We start from the raw sequence: 18178 nt of genomic DNA on the forward strand, positions 1-18178 counted from the left end.
AGGTCAAAACCTAGCAAAACGGTATCTATCGAGTTACATAGCTTGCTATGGAGTCGCTGACGCTCGTAGTCTCCGATGCGGTGTCGTCCCGGCCCGCCCGATGCGGGCCGGAGGTGGCGGACCCGGTGGCCGGCAGGGCCCCGCCCGTCTCCGGTCGAGTTCGGCGTACTCGTGGAGCTCTTTCATGCCCGAATACACCGGCCATGCCGAAATCGCGGGCGGCGGAATCGGCGGTCTCACCGCGGCCGCCGCGCTCGCCCGCCGCGGCTGGACAGTCCGGCTGCACGAACGCGAGGAGTCCCTGCGCGCCTTCGGGTCCGGGATCTACCTGTGGAGCAACGGCCTGGCGGTGCTGGAGAACCTCGGAGTCCGCGAGCGGGCGACCGCCGACGCCCACCACGGCCGGTGGATCCAGACCCGCAACCGTCGTGACAACGTCATGAGCCGCATTCCGGTGAACCGGTCGGGCGGGGTCGAGGTCCTCACCATCCTGCGGGAACGGCTGATCACCTCGCTGGTCGAGGCAGCGGCGACCGCCGGCGTCGAGATCGTCACCGGCTCGACGGTCACCCGGGCCGATCCGGGCGGTTTCCTCGAGCTGGCCGACGGCTCGCGGCACGGGGCCGATCTCGTCGTGGTGGCGGACGGCGTCGGCTCCCGGCTGCGGGACGGGCTCGGGCTGTTGCGCGGGAGGCGGGCGCTCGGGCAGCGCTGCGCCCGGATGCTGATCCCCCGCGAGCCCGGCCTGGTCCCGGAGGCGGACGAGGACGACTACATCGAGTACATGTCCGGCAGGCGGTTCCTGCTCTACACCCCGAGCAGCGCGACGGACCTCTACGTGGCCCTGGTCTGCCCGACCGGCGACTCCGAGGCCATCGGCGACCCACTGCCGACGCGGGAGTGGATCCGGTCCTTTCCGCACGCCGCCGCGCTCATCGACCGGCTCGGCCCGGTGTCGCGGTGGGACGACTTCGAGTGGATCGAGCTGCACGCGTGGTCGAAGGGCAAGGTCGCCGTCCTCGGCGACGCCGCCCACGCGCAGCCGCCGTACCTCGGCCAGGGCGGCGGGTGCGCGATGATGGCCGCGCTCGGGCTGGCACATACCGTCACCCGCGGCGCCGGAACCCTCGGCGACCGGCTCCGCGCCTGGGAGGCGCGTGAACGGCCGCTGATCGCGCACACCCAGCGGTTCTCGTTCCGGGTCGGCCGGCTCAACGACGTCGCCGACCGACCCCGCACCGCGCTGATGGCCGTGCTCGGACGCTCGCGCGCGTTCGGCCGCTCCCGGCTGCGCGCCGCGCGCGCGATACCCACCGGGGCGTCACCGATCTAACGCCTCGCGGTAGGCCTGGGCCAGCTCCTCTCCCGGTATCGCCGCGCTCGGGCGGAGGTTGGCGGCCCTGATCACGGCCGGGTCGATCTTGGGCTCGCGCTCGGCGGTGAGCAGCCCGTTGGACTCCTGCAGGGTGTCGGTGAGCTGGGTGTAGCAGAAGCCGGCCAGCGCGGTGCTCTCCAGCAGCGCGCCGGTCAGCTCGGCGTAGCGCCTGGCCAGCGCCTGCGCGTCGGGCAGGGTGGCGTAGCCGTGCCACTTCTCGCCCGCCTTCGGGGTGTAGCTCAGCCCGCCGAACTCGGTGACCATCACCGGCGTGCCCGGCACCCGCGGGCCCAGCAAGATCTGACGCCCCGCCGGGCCGGCGCCGGCGAGCACATCCGCCAGCGCCGCCTCGTCGCGGTAGCGCTCGGCCAGGCCCGGCGCGGTCGGGGCGTAGTCGTGCACGCCGTAGATGTCGCTGACGGTGTGCTCCCAGCCGTCGTTCGAGATCACCGGCCGGGTCGGGTCCAGCGCCCTGGTGAGGTGGTAGAGCGCGCTGGCCAGGTCCCGCTGCGCCGGCGTGGCGCGAATGTCCTGGACTCCCCAGCTCTCGTTGAGCGGCACCCAGGCCACCACGCACGGGTGCCCGGCGTCACGGCGCACCACCTCCGCCCACTCCGCGCACAGCCTCGCGACGCTGGTCGGGGAGAACGCGTAGGCGGCGGGCATCTCGTCCCACACCAGCAGGCCCAGCCGGTCACACCAGTGCAGGAAGCGCGGGTCCTCCACCTTCTGGTGCAGCCGTGCCCCGTTGAACCCCAGCGACTTGATCAGCTCCACCTCGCGGCGCAGCGCGTCGTCGCCGGGCGCCGCCAGATGGCTCGAAGGCCAGTACCCCTGCTCCAGCACCATCCGCGGGAAGTACGGCCGCCCGTTCAGCGTGAACCGGCCGTCGCGCACCCCCACCTCGCGCAGGCCGACGTAGCTGGCCACCGTGTCCACCTCGTCGCCGGTGGCCAGCGTCAGCTCGGCGTCGAGAAGGGTCGGGCGTTCCGGCGTCCACAGCAGCCGGTCGAGGTCCTGGCCGTGATGCGCGGCGGGCAGGTCCAGCACCAGCCGCGCGCCCCCGCCGCGCACCGACACGGACTGCTCGGCCAGCGTCTCCTCCCCCAGCCGAAGCCGCACCTCCAGCCGCGCCGCAACCGCCGGGCCGGCCAGCTCCGCGTCCAGCTCGACCTGCCCGCGCGCCACCGAGGTGGTCCAGCGCAGGGCCCGGATGTGCCGCGCCGGAACCGTCTCCGCCCACACCGGTTGCCAGATCCCGGTGGTGCGGTGGTACCAGATGGTGTGCGGTTCCGGCCGCCAGTCCTGCTTGCCGCGCGGCTGCTCCGGGTCCGTCGGCGAGTCCTCCGCCCGCACCACCAGCACCTGCTCGCCAGTGCCCAGCGCGGCGGTCACGTCCGCGTGAAACGGCGTGTGCCCGCCCTCGTGCGTCGCCACCAGCCGCCCGTTCAGCCACACCCGCGCCCGGTAGTCCACCGCGCCGAGGTGCAGCACCAGCCGGCCTTCGCCCGGGTCGGCGCGGAACGTGCGCCGGTACCAGACCACCGGGTGGTAGCCGGTGTCGCCGATGCCGCTGGCCTTCGACTCCGGCGGGAACGGCACCACGATGGTCCGGTCGAACGGCTCGGCGCGCTCGAACCAGCCGGCGTCCAGGCCCTCGTCGTTGTCGTCGTACGCGAACCCCCACGACCCGCACAGGTCGATCCGATCCGGGCGGGTCAGCTGCGGACGTGGATGCGTCACCCTTTGATCCCCGTCTCGGCCACCCCGCGCACCAGGTACCGCTGCAGGAAGACGAACACCAGCAGCAGCGGCACGATCGAGATCAGCGCCGCCATGAACAGCTGGTGGAGGTTGATCGTCTGCGCGGTCATCAACGTCGACAACGACACCTGCACCGTCCACATCGACGAATCCTGCCCCACCACCAGCGGCCAGAGCAGCTGGTTCCACGAGGCGATGACAGTGATCACCGAGATGGCCGCGAAGAACGCCAGCGAGTTCGGCACCACGATCCGCCAGTAGACGCCGAGGTAGCCGAGGCCGTCGATGCGGGCGGCCTCCTCCAGCTCCCTGGGGAAGTTGAGGAAGTACTGCCGGAACAGGAACGCGGTGAACCCGCTGAACATCACCGGGACGATGATCCCCTGGTAGGAGTTCACCCAGCCCAGCCGGGCCACGATGATGAAGCTCGGGACGAACGTCACCGCCGGCGGCACCATCAGCGTCAGCAGCACCGCGTAGAAGATCGGCGTGGCGAACCGGTACGGGATGCGGGCCAGCGCGTAGCCGGCCATCGAGGACAGCAGCACCGTCCCGGCGGTCTGCGCGAGCGCGATGAACGCCGAGTTGAACAGCGCCCTGCCGAAGTTCGTCGAGGAGTCGGTGAACACCTCCCCCACGTTCTCCCACCTCGGCGAGCCGGGGAAGATCGTCCAGCCGGCGCCGGTGATCTGGGCGTCGGTGGCCAGCGCGTTGCGCAGCATCAGGTAGAACGGCAGCAGGAACAGCACCGTCGCGACGGCCAGCGCGCCGTACCGGGCGGCCCTCATCGCTCCGGCCGCCCGAACCCGTAGACCCGGCCCTGCACCAGCGTCACCAGCACGATCAGCACCGCGAGGATCATCGCGCCGGCGCTGCCGTGCCCGTAGTCCTGGTTGCCCTGCGCGGTGTAGTAGAGGTAGACCAGCGGCGGGCGGGCCAGCGAGCTGTTGCCGAGCAGGTTGTAGAACTCGTCGAACGCCTGGTACGCCGCGATCAGGTTGAGCAGCAGCACCGCCACCGACGTGGTGCGCAGCTGCGGGACGGTGATGTACCGGAACGTCTGCCAGCCCTGCTTGGCGCCGTCCACCAGCGCGGCCTCGTACAGCTCCGCCGGGATCCGCTGCAGCCCGGCCAGGAACAGGATGATGTAGAACCCGAGCTGCAGCCACAGCCGCACGGTGGCGAGCACCAGCCAGTACCAGGGCGGGTTCGCGCTGGACAGCCAGGCGATGTTCTCCACGCCGACCAGCGAGAGCACCTGGTTGGCCAGCCCGAACCGCACCCCGTTGAAGATCGACAGCTTCCACACCAGGGACGCCACCACGTACGAGCACGCGGTCGGCAGGAAGAACGCCGAGCGGAAGAACGCCCGCGCCACGGTCACCTGGTTCAGCAGCACGGCCAGCAGCAGCGACAGCACGAACGTGAGCGGCACGATGATCACGGCGAACACGGTGAACGTCAGCAGGCTGTCCAGGAACGGGCCCGGCCGCAGCAGGTCGAGGTAGTTCCGCAGGCCGACGAACTCCCGGGGCTGCACGGTGTTCTGCGCCCGGTTGAAGCTCAGCACGAAGCTCCACGCGATCGGCAGGTAGACGAAGACGGCCAGGCCCACCACGAACGGCCCGACGAACAGCCAGAACGCCCCGGTGGCGCCCCTGGTCCGGCTCATGAGGCCAGGCGGGCCAGTTCGGCGTCGACGGCCGCCTTCGCGGTGGCCAGGCTGCTGGTGATGTCGGCGTTCTGCCGCACGATGGCGGTGGCCGCGTCGGCGTAGGCGGTCCGCATCTTCTGCGTCCACATCGGGTTGAACGGGACCGCGTACTGGTTGAAGATCTTCAGGGCCTCGGCCGCGACGCCGGCCCGCAGCTTCTGGGCGCTCTCGGCGAGGCTCTTGCGCGGCGGGACGTGGAACCCGTAGGAGAGGTTGAAGTCCTCCTGGTTCTGCTTGTTGTCGACCCACAGCCACTTGGTGAAGTCCTTGGCCGCCGCGACGTTGCGCGACTTCGCGCTGACGAACGACGCCCACCCGCCGAGGAACGTCGACGGCTTGCCCACCGTCGGGCTCAGCGCCGGCCACGGCACGATCCCGAAGTCGTCGCCGAGCGCCTGCTGGATCTTCGGCAGCGCCCACAGCCCGCACCACTGCATGGCGGCCAGCCCCTGGGTGAAGGCCGAGGGGTCCCACCAGTCGGTCGGCGCGCCGAGCAGCAGCGAGCCGCCGCCGGCCAGCGCGCGCAGCTTGGTGAAGGCGTCCTTGGCCTCGGCGGTGGCGAAGCCGACCTTGTTGTCCGAGGTGAGGTAGTCGGTGCCGGCCATCCACAGCACCGGCCCGAGCAGCGCGCCACCGCCGAACGCGGGCGTGACGCCGGCGTCGTTGCCGATGAACAGGCCCTTCACGCTGTCGCGGGTCAACGCTTTCGCCGCGTCGATCAGCTCGTCCATGGTGGCCGGCGGGCGCACGCCGGCCTGTTGCAGCATGCTCTTGCGGTAGTACAGGAACCCGGTGTCGTCGACGATCTTGACGCCGTAGACCTTGCCGCCGACCGAGGTGGACTTGATGTCCGAGTCGGTGTAGTCACCGCGCACCGCGCCGACGATGTCGTCCAGCGGGACGACCTGCCCGCTCTTGACCATGTCCACGCTGAACTGGCCGTCGATGCCGCACTCGAAGACGTCAGGGCCGCTGTCGGAGAGCAGCCCGGACGAGAGCTTCGAGGTGTAGTCGCCGGGCGTCCACTGGACCTCGACGTTCACCGCCGGATAGGACTTCGCGTAGTTCTTCACGGCCTGCTCGGTGCCCGCCTCGCCGTAGAGGTGGTACCACTGCTTGAGCGTCGGCTTTCCGCCCCCGCCCGTGTCGAGCCCGCCGGAGTCGCCGCCGCACGCGGCGAGCACGCCGCCGAGGCTCAGGCCGCCGGCAAGCGCCAGGAAGGTGCGGCGGGTGGACGCCGGCAGGTGTGACGGACTGAGCTTGTCCACCGTCGTGTCGCCTCTCGTCGTTGGGAGCCACACGGGCATTGGGAAAACTCAGGAGCCCCCCGTTGCCTAGCTCGTGAAGCTAAAGGTCCACTCCGGAGGGTGTCAATCTTTCTTCAAGGAATGGGCCGGCCATTCCGAGTAATGGCCGGCCACAATCCTGCGCACTATCCCAACTGCGACGACACGCGCGAAGTCCGCGCGGAGAGCCAGCGCAGGGCCAGGACGCCGAGTGCGATGTGCAGCAGGGCGGCCACCGAGGCGGCGGCGTGCAGGGCGGCGACGAATGCCGCCTTTGCGTGCTCGGCCGCCGGGGGCGCGAGGCCGGGGAGCTGGAGGGTCTCGTCCAGGGTGGGGGCGAGGTCCGGGCCGGCGAGCCGGAAGATCAGCGCGGCCAGCGAGCCGAGCAGCGCGATGCCCAGCGCGTTGCCGATCTCGTTGCTGGTCTCCGCGATCGCGGCCGCCGAGCCCGCGCGCTCGGTGGGGACCGCCCCGACGGCCGTGTCGGCCACGACGCTGAACGAGATCCCGTAGCCGACGCCCGCGACCACCGTCGAGGCGACATACCAGCCGACACCGCCCGTGAGCCCGGTCGGCAGCATCAGCAGCACGCCGGCGGCGATCGAGAAGTGGCAGGCGACCAGCGCGGTCCGGGCGCCGATGCGGGAGACCACCGAGGGGGTCAGGACGCAGGTGGCGGTGAGGACGGCGGCGCCCGGCAGCGCGAGCAGCGCCGCGCGCGAGACGGGCAGGCCCAGCACGGACTGGAGGTAGACGCCCGCCAGGTACGCGCCGGCCGACCACGCCGCCAGGGGCAGCAGCCCGGTGACGACGGCGACGGTGAAGACCCGGTCGCGGAACAGCGAGAACTCGATCAGCGGGTGGTCGAGGCGTCGCTGCCGGCGGGCGAACCAGGTGAGCGTCGCGACCCCGGCGAGGCCCGCGACGAGGGCGGCGGCGGACGGGCCCTCGGCGGCGGCGTGCTTGATCCCGTAGATCGTGAGCAGCAGGCCGACGGCGGACAGCGCGACGCTGGGCGCGTCCACCCGCCCCGGCCTGGTCGCCCGCACCTCGCGCAGCAGCACCGGCGCGAACAGCAGGAACGGGGCGACGACGGCGAGGTTGACCAGGAACACCGAGCCCCACCAGAACCGTTCCAGCAGGGCGCCGCCGACGATCGGGCCGATCGCGAACCCGGCCGCGAAGGCGGCGGCGAAGATGCCGATGGCCCTGGCCCGCCACCGGGGGTCGGCGAACAGCTCGCTCAGCACGGCCAGCGCCGAGGGCAGCAGGGTCGCGCCGGCGACACCCATGACCGCCCGGAACGCGATGAGCACCTCCGCGCTCGGCGCGAACGCCGCTCCGGCCGAGCCGGCTGCGAACACCGTCGCGCCGATCATCAGCAACCTCAGCCGCCCGTACCGGTCGCCGATGTTGCCGAACGCGACCAACAACGAGCCGACGGCGAAGCCGTAGACGTCCAGGATCCACAGCACCTGGTCGGCGGTCGGGGTGAGGGCCTGGCCGATCCGGGGCATCGCCAGGAACAGGATCGATCCGTCCATCGAGACCAGCAGGACCGGTCCGAGGATCACCAACAGCCCGAGCCATGCGCGCGTGCCGGGCGGTGAGGGGTACGTGCGAGTCATGTCCCCGACCGTCGGACGCGCACCGCCCGCCAACCAGACCCGCGCCGTGGGTACACCCAGCAGGTACACCCACCCGCCGCCGCGGCGGCCTAGCCTCGCGGGAGTGGACAGCCTCGGAGCGTTCCTGAAGAGCCGCCGCGACCGGGTCACGCCGGCCGCGATCGGGCTGCGCACCTACGGCAGCGCCCGGCGGGTCCCCGGCCTGCGGCGTGAGGAGCTCGCCCAGCTCGCCGGGGTGAGCGCCGGGTACTACACGCGGCTGGAGCAGGGCCAGGCCGAGACCGCCTCCGAGCAGGTTCTCGGCGCGCTCGCCCGGGTGCTCCAGCTCGACCGGGTCGAGACGGTCCACCTGCACAACCTCGCGCGCCAGGCCGCCGCGCCCGGCCTGTCCGAACCGGGCACCGAGCAACCCCACCCGAGGGTCCTCGCGCTGCTGGAGTCCCTCGGCGAGGCCACCCCGGCGCTGGTGTTCGGCCGGCGCGGCGACGTCCTGGCCTGGAACCGCACCGGGCACGCGCTCACCGCCGAGCACGTCGCGTTCGACGCGCCGAGGGACCCCGCGCGCCGCCCGTCCATCCCCCGGATGTTCTTCCTCGACCCGCTCACCCGCGACCTGCACCGCAACTGGTCCGAGCTCGCCCCCATCCACGTGGCGTACCTGCGGCTCACCGCCGGCCGCTACCCCACCGACGCGCGCCTGGCCGAGCTGATCGGGGAGCTCACCATGCGCAGCGACGAGTTCGCGGCGATGTGGGCCACCGGCGACGTCGCCGACTGCACGGTCGGGACGATGAACCTGCGGCATCCCACCGTCGGCGCCGTGAGCGTGGACTACCAGGTGTGGCTCCAACCGGACAGCCCCGACCACCGCCTCGAGATCTACACGCCGAACGACCCCGGCTCCGCCGACGCGCTGCGCATCCTGACCCAGCAATCCGGTGGCGCCGAGCCACCCGTCCGGACCTGCGCGGCAGGCCGATCCACGGTGTCGAGGGCTCCTTCCGGTTAATTTCCGCGAATCGGTCACGTCGGCCCCGGGCGGGTGCGAGCATCCCGGCGTGCGGCCAGCCATGCCCCAACGCCCCATCCCCCGGCCGGAAAGCGCCCGGCCGCGGTCCGGTCAGCACGCCCGCAAGAGCCAGGTGGGCGTGGTGGTCGCGATGAGCGTGGTGGTGGCGGCGACGATCGGCGGCGGCTGGGCGGTCGGCAGCGCGAACCCGGTGGCCCATGACGAGCCGTCGGCCGGGCCGCTGCCGATCCCGCCGGAACGGATCGCCCAGTGGTCATGCCAGGCGCAGGTCGCCCTGACCAGCGTGTACCGGCAGCTGGAGGAGATCAACAGCACCCAACAGGACTGGGAGACGCGGTTCGGAGCGGAGAAGCCACCCGAGGTCCGGGACTTGCTCACGCGCAAGCAGGTGTTGGAGGTGCAATATGTCGTGTTGCAGTCGCAGGTCCGGGCGTGGCAGTCCATTCCGGAGGTTCAGGGCGAGCTGTCCAAGGACCAGGACCAGCTGGCCCTGCTCGACCGCGCCCTCGCGGCCAACCACGACGACCGGTCGCCCGAGCAGCGGGCGCAGGTCGGCGTGCTGTCCGAGCAGCGCGCGTACTGGCTCAAGCAGCGCGACGCCAAGCAGCGTGACCTTCAGCGGCTCATCGAGGTCACCCAGCAGACCACCGATCAGCTTCTCGCGCAGTCGGGATCGACCACCGACCGGCTCAGCGGGGCGGTGCGGACCCTGGCCTGCGGCCGGGCGTCCGCCCCGGATCCGGACGCGTCGGCGTCGGGGGTCACCCCGACCGGCTCCGGAACCGAGACCGCCACCACCGGCACGGCGGAAGAAGGCGATCGTCAACCGAGGTAGGCGAGGCGCCACCGGCTAGCTGACTGGATACCCATGTATCGAGGATCATCGCTGAAGGGTGCGACCCGGCCTCCCCGGTTGTCCGGCTACGTGGCGTACCACGGCCGCCTGGCGAGGTGGTCGGCGTGGCTGGAACGGCGGCTGGGTGAGCACCAGCCACAACGGCCCAACCGGGTCAGGGTGGTCGACCCGCGGCTGGTGGTCGCCGAGTCGGTGAAATGGTCGCCGTTGCACTGGCTGGAGTACCCGTCGTCGCGCCCGCGCAGGGTCTCCCTCGGGGTGGCGGTGTCGGCGGGGCTGGGCCTGGTCGCGGTGCCGGCCGTCGTCATCCTCAACGACAGCGACGTGATGTCGGTCGAGTCCCGGCTGGCGGTGTGGCGGCTGACCGAGCGGGTCTGCGGGATCGCGGCGCTGGTGCTGCTGGCGATCGCGGTGAGCGGTGGGCTGCTGCTGTCCACCGTGTCGGCGGGCCCGCGGGGGCGCGCGGCGTTCGGCAGGCTGCACGTCTTCGTCGCGGCGCTGGCGGTGGTGTTCGTCGTGCTGCACGTGGTCTCCGTGTCGCTGCTGCCGGACCTGGGGATCGGCTGGTTGCAGATGACCGTGCCGTTCACCAGGGAGGCCGGGCCGTTCGCGCAGGCGTGCGGCGTGCTCGCGGCCTACCTGTTGCTCGCCGTGGTCGTCACCTCGGCGCTGCGTGGCGTGCTGCCGTGGCGGGTGTGGCGGCGCACCCACCTGCTCACCGTGCCGCTGTTCGGGCTGGGGTGCGCGCACACCGTGCTCGCCGAGTCCGCCGAGAGCTCGGTGCTGGCCGGCGTCCGTGCGGGTGCGGTCATGCTGATGCCGTACCTGATCGCCTGGTGGCTGCGGGTCCGGGCGCGCGCCGCGGAGCTCGCGCCCCCGGCATCCCTCCCGCCCGCGCCGAGGGAGCTCGACGCGGCCGCCCGCACCCACCCCCTGTCGCTGTTGATCTCGCAGATCACCTGGGAGGCGGACGGGGTGATGTCGCTGCAGCTGCGCTCGCCCGACGGGTCCGCGCTGCCGCCGTGGGAGCCGGGCGCGCACGTGGAGGTGCTGCTGCCGTCCGGGCGGCTGCGGCACTACTCGCTCTACGGCGACCCGACCGAACGCGACCGCTACCGCATCGCGGTGCTGCGCGACGACACCGGCCGGGGCGGCTCGCGGGAGATGCACGACGGGCTGCGCATCGGCACCAGGCTCATGGTGGCGCCGCCGAACAACGCGTTCGCCCTGGAGCCGGCCCGAGGCTACCTGCTGCTGGCCGGCGGCATCGGGATCACCGGGCTGTTGCCGATGGCCCGGGTGCTGGCGGGGGGACAGCGACCGTGGCGCCTGATCTACATCGGACGATCCCGGGCCGGGATGGCCCTGATCGACCAGGTCGAGGCGGTCGACCCGGACAAGGTCGAGATCGTGGCGTCCGAGGAGCGGGGCCGTCCGGACCTGAACCGGATGATCGCCGCGCTGCCGTCGGGCACGGCGGTCTACTGCTGCGGGCCCACGAACATGATCGAGTCGGTCACCGCGATCGTGGCCGAGCGTCCCGACCTGACCCTGCACGTCGAACAGTTCGCCCCGCCCAGCGGCCCTCGGGGCGCCGCGTTCGACGTCGAGCTGCGCCGGACCGAGGCCACCGTCCGCGTCTCCGACGACCAGACGATCGTGCAGGCCATCGCGCACCTGGTGCCCTCGGTCACCGGCGGGTGCGAGCAGGGGCTGTGCGGACGGTGCCGTGCCACGGTGCTCGACGGCACCCCCGAGCACCGCGACACGTTCCTCACCGACGCGGACCGGGCGGCCGGCCAGATGCTGCTCTGCGTCTCCCGAGCCCAGGGCGAACGGCTCACCCTCGACCTGTGACCGACCCTCGACTTGTGACCGCGCGCCCCGCACCGGTGGGAAAGCAACCACAACGAAGCGCTCATCCAGCCCCGCCGGCGCGTGAGGCGAGAACACAGCGCTCCCGGTCAGCCCTGGGGGTGCAGGACGCTCACCGTCTGGCCGTCCAGGTTGGTGACGTAGCCGCCCCGGCCGTTGGGCAGCACCGCCACGCTGGTCGGGCCGTTCCCGGTGTGGATCGTGGCGGTGACCCGGAAGCCGTCGGCGTCGATCACGGACACCGTGCCGTCGGTGTTGTTCACGGTGTAGGCGAACCGGCCGTCGGGCGCCCAGGTGATGGCCTGCGGGTTGCGGCCGACGGGCACGGTGGCGATGACCTGGTTGGTGTTGGTGTCGATGAACGTGGCGGAGTTCGCGTCGTAGTTGACGTTCGCCAGCAGCGGGCGGGTGGGGTGGACCGCGACGCTGTGCGGGCTGGTCGGCACCCGGATCCGCGCGATGACGTTGTCGGTGGCCAGGTCCAGCACGCAGATCAGGTTGGACTCGTGGTTGGCCATGTAGGCGCGGGTGCCGTCGTGGCTCATGTCGATCCAGTGCGGGTTGGCCGCGACCTTGATGTCCTTGATGACGGCGTTGGTGGCGGTGTCGATGACCGAGATCGACCCCGAGTCGTGGTTGGGCACGTACAGCCGCTTGCCGTCCCGGGTGACGGCGGACGCGAACGGGCGGGTCCGCACCGGCACGGTGGCGACCATCTGGTTCGTTGTGGTGTCCAGCACGCCGATCATCGCGATGGTGCGCTGCTCGTTGAAGATGCTGATGTACAGCCGACGGCCGTCCGGGGAGAACGAGAGGAACTGCGGCGGGCCGGCCTCCACCGGGATCGTGGTGCTGACCTGGTTGGTCGCGGTGTCCACAACGGTGATGGCCTTGGCGTCGGCGTTGGCCACGTAGGCCCGTTGGCCGTCCGGGGTGGCCGCGACGAACGCCGGCGTCGCACCGGCCGCGATCGGCGCACCCAGGGTGGGTATCGGCACGCTGGGGGCGATCGCCGGCGCGGCGGCCGGGATCAGCGGGGCCGCCGGGAGCTCGGGCTCGGGCGGCGGCGCGGCCTCGGGCGGTGGTACGGCGGCCGCCGCGGCCGGGGGCGACGCGTTCTGGGTGACGAACGCGACCCCGGCCAGGCCGCCGGCCAGCAGCGCGAGCGTGATGCCGACGGCGACGAGCACGCGCCGGCCGCGCCTGCGGGTGCGGTGCCGGGGCGCGGCCGGCGCGTGCTCGGCTCGGCGCCGCGGTAGGCCCGGATCGGGCCGGCGCGACGACGGGGGCGGCGGGGGCGGCGGCCGGCGGGCACCCGGGTCGTCGGTGGACAGGTCGGGCTCGACGACCAGCGCCCCGAGCCGCAGGAACGAGCTCCACACCTCGTCGCGGATGGCGGTGGGGTCGATCCGCCCGCCGACGGCCAGCGTCGGGTCGTGCGGGATCTCCACCACCGCCCGGCAGCGAGCGGCGAAGTAGGTGATCAGCCGGTCACGGTGGATCTGCTCGCTGGTCTGGTCGCGGCACAGCACCACCACGGCGTCGGCGGCCTTCTCGGCGTGGCCGTTCGCCCGCAGCCAGTCCAGCGTCTTGGCCGCGCGGCTGGCGCCGTCCACCGTCGGGGTGCCCACCACGACCAGCGCCCCGGTGCGGGAGATGGCGGTGTTCATCGTGGACTGCGCCAGGCCGCTGCCGCAGTCGGTGATCACGATGTCGTAGTAGCGGGTCAGCAGCGCGCAGATCCGCTCGTACTCGGCGCCGTCGAACGACTCCCCCGTCGCCGGGTCCTGGTCGCCCGCGATCACGTGCAGCCCGCCGGCCTCGCCGGTGTAGCGGGTCACGGCGGTCGGGGAGTCGATGCGGTCGATGTCGTTGATCAGCTTGCGCATCGACCTGCCGGTGCCGCCGGTGAGCCGGTCGGCGAGGGTGCCGGCGTGCGGGTCGGCGTCCAGCACCACCACCCGTTCACTGCGGTGCTCGGCCAGCACCAGGCCCAGGCACGCGGCGACCGTCGTCTTGCCCACTCCCCCCTTCAGGGAGCAGACCATCACCTCCAGCGGACCCGACAGCTCACCGCGAATCCGCCGCACCAGCCCGGCCCGCGCCACCTCCGCGCGGCCCACCCCCGGGTTGATCAGGCCCCCGGACGCCGAGAACAGCGCACCGCGCCAGCCCGAGTCCGGCCGGCCCACCCGACCCTGGTCGCGGGGCGGCGCCGGCGCGTGTCCGTTCGCCGAGCGAGCCGCCTGCTCCTCGGCCTCGTCCTGGCCCTGGTCCGGCTGCCGGACACCGATGACGTCGGTCTGCTCGGCGGCCCCGCCCTGGCGGCGCGCGCCACCGGGACCGGGCTCCCGCGTTCCCAGCTCTCGCGTTCCCGGCTCTTGCGTTCCCGCAGCCCGGCGCAGGCGCAGCCCCGCCCGCAGGTGGGAGGCCGAGCAGTACCTCCCCGCATCGTCACTCGCCACCGGCGCGACATACGCCTCGCACCCCGGCAGTGCGCACCTTTGCCTCGACCGCATGCCCCGACCTCCTCTACCGACGGCCGCGCCTCAGCAGAGAATCCGGCGGATGGAACACCACCCGCCAATACTGCGAAGCTACCCACGAGCACGCAGCGCGTCCAGAGATACCGGCCAGCGAGCTGGATAACGGTCGGCAACCACGGGGTACGGTAAAGATCAATCAACACCTCCGGGCCGCACTAGCAAGGCTCTCGCAACGGGGTGAAGTTCATCGCCACGATCATCCAACGCTTGGTCAGGCGATCCCGCAACACGACAAGGGTTCCCTGGAACAGGCCGGACGGCTCGCGGCTGAGGTAGGTCCCGACCTGTTCGACCAGCACGACGACGACCACGGCATCCGCATGCGCGCGAACCCTGATATTGCTCCAGGAGAACAACGAGTACACCGGTTCGTCACCGGTATGTCGCCGGAGCCAGCCCTCCTTTCCCGTCACCGACCCGAACGGGCCGACCACGATGAGTCCGTCGTCCAGCAATGCGTCGAGCGCTTCTCGATCTCCGTCCCGCTCCGCGTCGGCCCACCGCGCAACCAGCTCATAAACCACGAGCCCTTCAAGGCCGTGATCAAGCATTTCCGCCTCCGTTGCCAAGTGGCCCCCGGAAATACCCCCGACGCCGCAGCGCGCCCGTGGTGACGCTACTGCTTGACCGACGTCACCGGGGGCGGTTTGACGGTTTCCGCCGCCGGTGTACCTCGAGTTGCGCCGTGCGGCGGCCGACCTCATGATCACCGCGCAAGCCCGCGCGTTCCTCCGGAGGCAGGATGCCGCAGCCCGACACGCCGCCCGACGAGCTCGGGCGGCGCGTTCCCCGGCCGAGGGACGCCTACGGGGCCATCCGCCAAATGATCATCGAACGCGTGCTGCGCCCCGGGGAGCACCTGGTGGAGTACGACCTGGCGAAGCGGCTGGGCGTGTCCCGGCATCGGGTCCGGGAGGCGTTGCGGCGGCTCGGCACCGACAGGTGGGTGGACCTGTGGCCGGCGCACGGGGCGTTCGTGCACGCGCCCGACCGCGACGAGGTCGGCCAGGTCCTGGCGGTGCGGACCCTGCTCGAGGCCGAGTGCGCGCGGCTGGCCGCCGGTCGCGCCGGTGGCTCGCACCTCGGGCGGCTGGTCGAGCTCTGCCGGCTGGGAGACGCGGCGCGAGCCCGGGGCGGCCGCAACGAGATGGTCGCCGTGAACGGCGAGTTCCACGCCGCCGTCGCCGCCGCCTCCGGCAACACCGCGCTCGCCAGGCTCGCCGGCCAGCTCGACAGGCGCGCCCAGTGGTACTACGCCATGACGACGGACGACCTGGCCGGGCGGCCCTGGGCCGAGCACCACGAGCTCGTCGACGCCATTCGCGCCGGGCGTGCCCGGCTCGCCGCCGAGATCATGCGCGGGCACACCGAGCGCGTCCGGGTCATCTGCCTGGACCACATGTCCGGCGCGTGCCCCGTCCCGTGAGCCGGCGTCATGCCGGCCGGCTGGCCATCAGGTAGCAGCGGGTTGTCGGCAGCTCGCCGGGATAGGGCCGGCGGGTGACCGTCGCGTCCACGTCGAGTCCGGCCTGTTCCAGAACCGAGGCGACCAGCTCGGGCGGCCGGTGGTACCCGTCCAGGTCGACGGGCTGGTCGAACCAGCGATCCGCGTGCACCACCTGGTCGCCGCCGTGGAACGCGACCAACGCCCGGCCGGACGGCGCCAGGACCCGGGCGAACTCCGCGGCGGCCTTGCGCAGCTCGGCGTCGTCGAGGTGAATGATCGAGTAGAACGCCGTGATGCCGGCCAGGGTGCCGTCGGGCATCGGAAGCTCGGTCATTGTGGCCTGCTCGAACCTGATCGCGGGGTGGGCGCGCGCGGCCACCGCCACCATGGCACCGGAAAGATCGACGCCCATGACCGGGCGGGTGCCGTGCTCATGCAGGTAGGCGGCCACCTGGCCGGGACCGCAACCCACGTCGCACACGCCCGCGCCCGGCGGTAGCTGCTCCAGGAAGCAGTCCAGGAGCGCCCGGTCGAGCGGCTTGCCGTCCAGCTCGTCGGCGACCGCCTCCGTGTACTGCTCGGCGATCGCGTCATAGCTCGCGGCGATCCGATCGGTCACAGGCACACCCTCCCCATCCCCCGGTGACAGCCGCGGCCGCCTGGGCATGCCGCGTACGGTTGCTTCGTGATCGCCCGCATCTGGCGCACCGGCCTCGATGAGTCCCGCGCCGACGAGTACGAGCGCTTCGCCCACCAACGTTCGCTGCCCATGTTCCGCCGCCAGCCCGGGTTCAGCGGGGTCCTGTTCACCCGGTCCGAAGGCACCCGCGTGGTGATCACGTTATGGCTCGACCGGGAGGCGGTCAACGCGCTGGACACGTCCATCGACTACCAGGACACCGTCGCCGCGATCTCGGCCACCGGGTTCCTGCGAGCACCCCAGTCGGTAGAGATCCTCGACCTGCACGAGTCCTGGCTACCGGGAGTCGAGTCGCCGTAACCTCAGCGGGGGTGCCTCGACCGGCTCGTCGGCGCCTTCGAGCGGCCAGAGGGCTCGGTCCTCGCCGACCGAGACGGCCCTGATGATCCTGGCCCGCAGCGCGCGTCCGAGCCGTACCAGCCTCTTCACGACGGGCTAGGCGACGGTGAAGCGGATGCCGGGCCAGCCGGCGGCGCCGTCGGGGATGGGCGGGGCGGGTTGCGGGGTCTGCGTGGCGCCGGTGGCGTCGGTGGCCCGGCACTGGACGAAGTGGCTGCCCGGCGCGAGCGGGACGTCCAGCCGCCACATGCGCCAGGTCGCGCGGTTGACCTGGGCGGAGAGCTGGGCTGGCCGCCAGGCGCCGGCCTCGTCGAGGCGGACCTCGACCTTGTCGATGCCCCGGGTCTGAGCCCAGGCGATGCCGGCGAGGGTGACCTGGCCGTTGGGGCCGGGGGTGACGGTGGCCAGCGGCCGCGGCCGGTCGATGCGGGACTGGGTCTTGATCGGCGCCCGCTGCGCCCAGCCCCGGCGCGTCCAGTAGGCCTGGGTGGCGTCGAACGTGGTCAGCTCGAGGTCGGTGAGCCACTTGGTGGCCGAGACGAACCCGTACAGCCCCGGCACCACCATCCGGACCGGGTAGCCGTGCTCGGGCGGCAGCGGCTGGCCGTTCATGGCGACGGCCAGCAACGCGTCGCTGTCCGGGCGCATGACCACGTCGGTGGGGGTGCCCGCGGTCCAGCCGTCGACGCTGGTGGAGTGGATCTGGTCCGCCCCCGGCCGGGGGCCGGCCCGCAGCAGCAGCTCGCGCAGGGACACCCCGGTGAAGTTCGCGGTGGAGATGAGCCCGCCGTTGACCTCGTTGGACACGCAGGTCAGCGTGATCGTCCTCTCCAGCAGCGGGCCGGCGAGCAGGTCGTCGTAGCCCAGCCGCAGCGGGGTGTCGACCATGCCGTGCACCCGCAGCGACCAGTCCTCGGCGGATATCCGGGGGACCTGGATCGCGGTGTCGATGCGGTAGAAGTCGCGGTTGTCGGTGACGAACGTGGGCGTGCCGACCTGGGCGAAGTCCGCGCCGGGCGGCACCGGCGGCGCGGGCCGCGCGGCCGTGATCGTCCCCGGGCGGGTGGTACGAGTGGCGGCCACCGTGAGGCCGCCGAGCCCGGTGGCCAGCGCGCCGGCACCGACCGCGGCGATGCCCAGCAGCGCGCCCCGCCGGGCCGGGAGCCGGGGCTCGCCGTCCGCCGAGTGCCCGGTGGCCAGGATGCGCAGCGCGTCGAACGCGGCCAGGCCGACGACCAGGGCGGCCAGCGGGGCCACCAGGTGCGCCGGCCCGAACACCGGCGACGACACCACCGCAGCCAGCCCGGCCGCGCCGAGCGCCACGATCAGCAACCGCCCGGGCAGCGGGCGGCGGCGGGACGCGACCCCCGCCGCCGCGGCGAGCAGCAGGACGACCCCGCCGATGCCGGCCAGCAGCGCCACCTTGTCCGCGACGCCCTTGACCAGCCCCAACGCCGGGAACTCCAGTCCCTTGCCGATCTCGGTCAGCCACTCCGGGGACAGCCGCACCACCGCGTCGGCCACCGCCAGCACCGGCGCGGAGGCGGGCGCAACCAGCCCGGCGGCCAGCTGGCCCACCCCCAGCGCGGCCATGACGGACACGATCCCGATCGATGCC

15 protein-coding genes are annotated in these 18178 nt (G+C 72.4%); 6 read left to right on the forward strand and 9 right to left on the reverse strand.

Annotated elements, in window-relative coordinates; translation table 11 throughout:
- Positions 1–184: 184 nt before the first annotated feature.
- On the forward strand, positions 185–1333 hold the full coding sequence (locus N912_RS0107460; protein WP_028921958.1) for an FAD-dependent oxidoreductase: 1149 nt from the start codon (positions 185–187) through the stop codon (positions 1331–1333).
- Here the strand turns inward: N912_RS0107460 and N912_RS0107465 are convergent.
- The 5 genes from N912_RS0107465 to N912_RS50100 all read right to left on the reverse strand — a co-directional run bounded on the left by N912_RS0107465 (position 1322) and on the right by N912_RS50100 (position 7767).
- The gene (locus tag N912_RS0107465) at positions 1322–3118 is read right to left on the reverse strand and encodes a glycoside hydrolase family 2 protein (protein ID WP_028921959.1); all 1797 of its coding nucleotides are present in this window, start codon (positions 3116–3118) and stop codon (positions 1322–1324) included. The genes N912_RS0107460 and N912_RS0107465 overlap by 12 nt on opposite strands.
- The gene (locus tag N912_RS0107470; protein ID WP_028921960.1) at positions 3115–3927 is read right to left on the reverse strand and encodes a carbohydrate ABC transporter permease; all 813 of its coding nucleotides are present in this window, start codon (positions 3925–3927) and stop codon (positions 3115–3117) included. The genes N912_RS0107465 and N912_RS0107470 overlap by 4 nt, the downstream gene beginning before the upstream one ends.
- Complete coding sequence (locus tag N912_RS0107475) at positions 3924–4811, reverse strand: carbohydrate ABC transporter permease (RefSeq protein WP_028921961.1); 888 nt, start codon at positions 4809–4811, stop codon at positions 3924–3926. Before N912_RS0107475 ends, N912_RS0107470 begins: the two co-directional genes overlap by 4 nt.
- Positions 4808–6121 carry an ABC transporter substrate-binding protein gene (locus N912_RS0107480; protein WP_245645198.1) on the reverse strand — a complete coding sequence of 438 codons (1314 nt, stop codon included), beginning with the start codon at positions 6119–6121 and terminating at the stop codon, positions 4808–4810. The genes N912_RS0107475 and N912_RS0107480 overlap by 4 nt, the downstream gene beginning before the upstream one ends.
- 164 nt (positions 6122–6285) lie before the next feature.
- Positions 6286–7767, reverse strand: a complete 1482-nt coding sequence (locus N912_RS50100; RefSeq protein WP_037062950.1) for an MFS transporter — start codon at positions 7765–7767, stop codon at positions 6286–6288.
- A 103-nt stretch (positions 7768–7870) separates the two neighbouring features.
- Here N912_RS50100 and N912_RS50105 point away from each other — a divergent pair, with 103 nt between their 5' ends.
- The 3 genes from N912_RS50105 (at position 7871) to N912_RS61845 (ending at position 11510) form a co-directional block, all read left to right on the forward strand.
- On the forward strand, positions 7871–8776 hold the full coding sequence (locus N912_RS50105; protein WP_051579790.1) for a helix-turn-helix transcriptional regulator: 906 nt from the start codon (positions 7871–7873) through the stop codon (positions 8774–8776).
- Positions 8777–8825: 49 nt separating this feature from the next.
- Positions 8826–9632, forward strand: a complete 807-nt coding sequence (locus N912_RS0107495) for a hypothetical protein (protein ID WP_156993231.1) — start codon at positions 8826–8828, stop codon at positions 9630–9632.
- Positions 9633–9710: 78 nt separating this feature from the next.
- Positions 9711–11510: a PDR/VanB family oxidoreductase gene (locus N912_RS61845; RefSeq protein WP_051579791.1), complete on the forward strand. Its 1800-nt coding sequence runs from the start codon at positions 9711–9713 to the stop codon at positions 11508–11510.
- Positions 11511–11617: 107 nt separating this feature from the next.
- Here the strand turns inward: N912_RS61845 and N912_RS60020 are convergent, their stop codons facing one another.
- Together N912_RS60020 and N912_RS50120 are read right to left on the reverse strand one after the other, a co-directional pair.
- Complete coding sequence (locus tag N912_RS60020; RefSeq protein WP_169747828.1) at positions 11618–13993, reverse strand: YVTN family beta-propeller repeat protein; 2376 nt, start codon at positions 13991–13993, stop codon at positions 11618–11620.
- 236 nt (positions 13994–14229) lie between these two features.
- Positions 14230–14625, reverse strand: coding sequence for a nuclear transport factor 2 family protein (locus N912_RS50120; RefSeq protein ID WP_037062951.1), 396 nt, complete (start codon positions 14623–14625; stop codon positions 14230–14232).
- A gap of 191 nt (positions 14626–14816) precedes the next feature.
- Between N912_RS50120 and N912_RS50125 the strand changes: the two genes are divergently transcribed.
- Positions 14817–15500 carry a GntR family transcriptional regulator gene (locus N912_RS50125; RefSeq protein ID WP_051579793.1) on the forward strand — a complete coding sequence of 228 codons (684 nt, stop codon included), beginning with the start codon at positions 14817–14819 and terminating at the stop codon, positions 15498–15500.
- Positions 15501–15507: 7 nt separating this feature from the next.
- Here the strand turns inward: N912_RS50125 and N912_RS0107520 are convergent, their stop codons facing one another.
- Complete coding sequence (locus tag N912_RS0107520; RefSeq protein ID WP_028921965.1) at positions 15508–16140, reverse strand: class I SAM-dependent methyltransferase; 633 nt, start codon at positions 16138–16140, stop codon at positions 15508–15510.
- Positions 16141–16206: 66 nt separating this feature from the next.
- Here N912_RS0107520 and N912_RS0107525 point away from each other — a divergent pair, with 66 nt between their 5' ends.
- The gene (locus tag N912_RS0107525; protein WP_028921966.1) at positions 16207–16521 is read left to right on the forward strand and encodes an antibiotic biosynthesis monooxygenase family protein; all 315 of its coding nucleotides are present in this window, start codon (positions 16207–16209) and stop codon (positions 16519–16521) included.
- A 135-nt stretch (positions 16522–16656) separates the two neighbouring features.
- On the opposite strand, the gene N912_RS0107530 is transcribed toward N912_RS0107525, so the two are convergent.
- Positions 16657–18153: a molybdopterin-dependent oxidoreductase gene (locus N912_RS0107530; RefSeq protein WP_084210745.1), complete on the reverse strand. Its 1497-nt coding sequence runs from the start codon at positions 18151–18153 to the stop codon at positions 16657–16659.
- Between the last annotated feature and the right edge of the window lie 25 nt (positions 18154–18178).

Origin of the sequence: Actinospineispora acaciae DSM 45401 (genome assembly GCF_000620785.1) — a bacterium.
In the GTDB taxonomy this organism is placed as follows: domain Bacteria; phylum Actinomycetota; class Actinomycetes; order Mycobacteriales; family Pseudonocardiaceae; genus Pseudonocardia; species Pseudonocardia acaciae.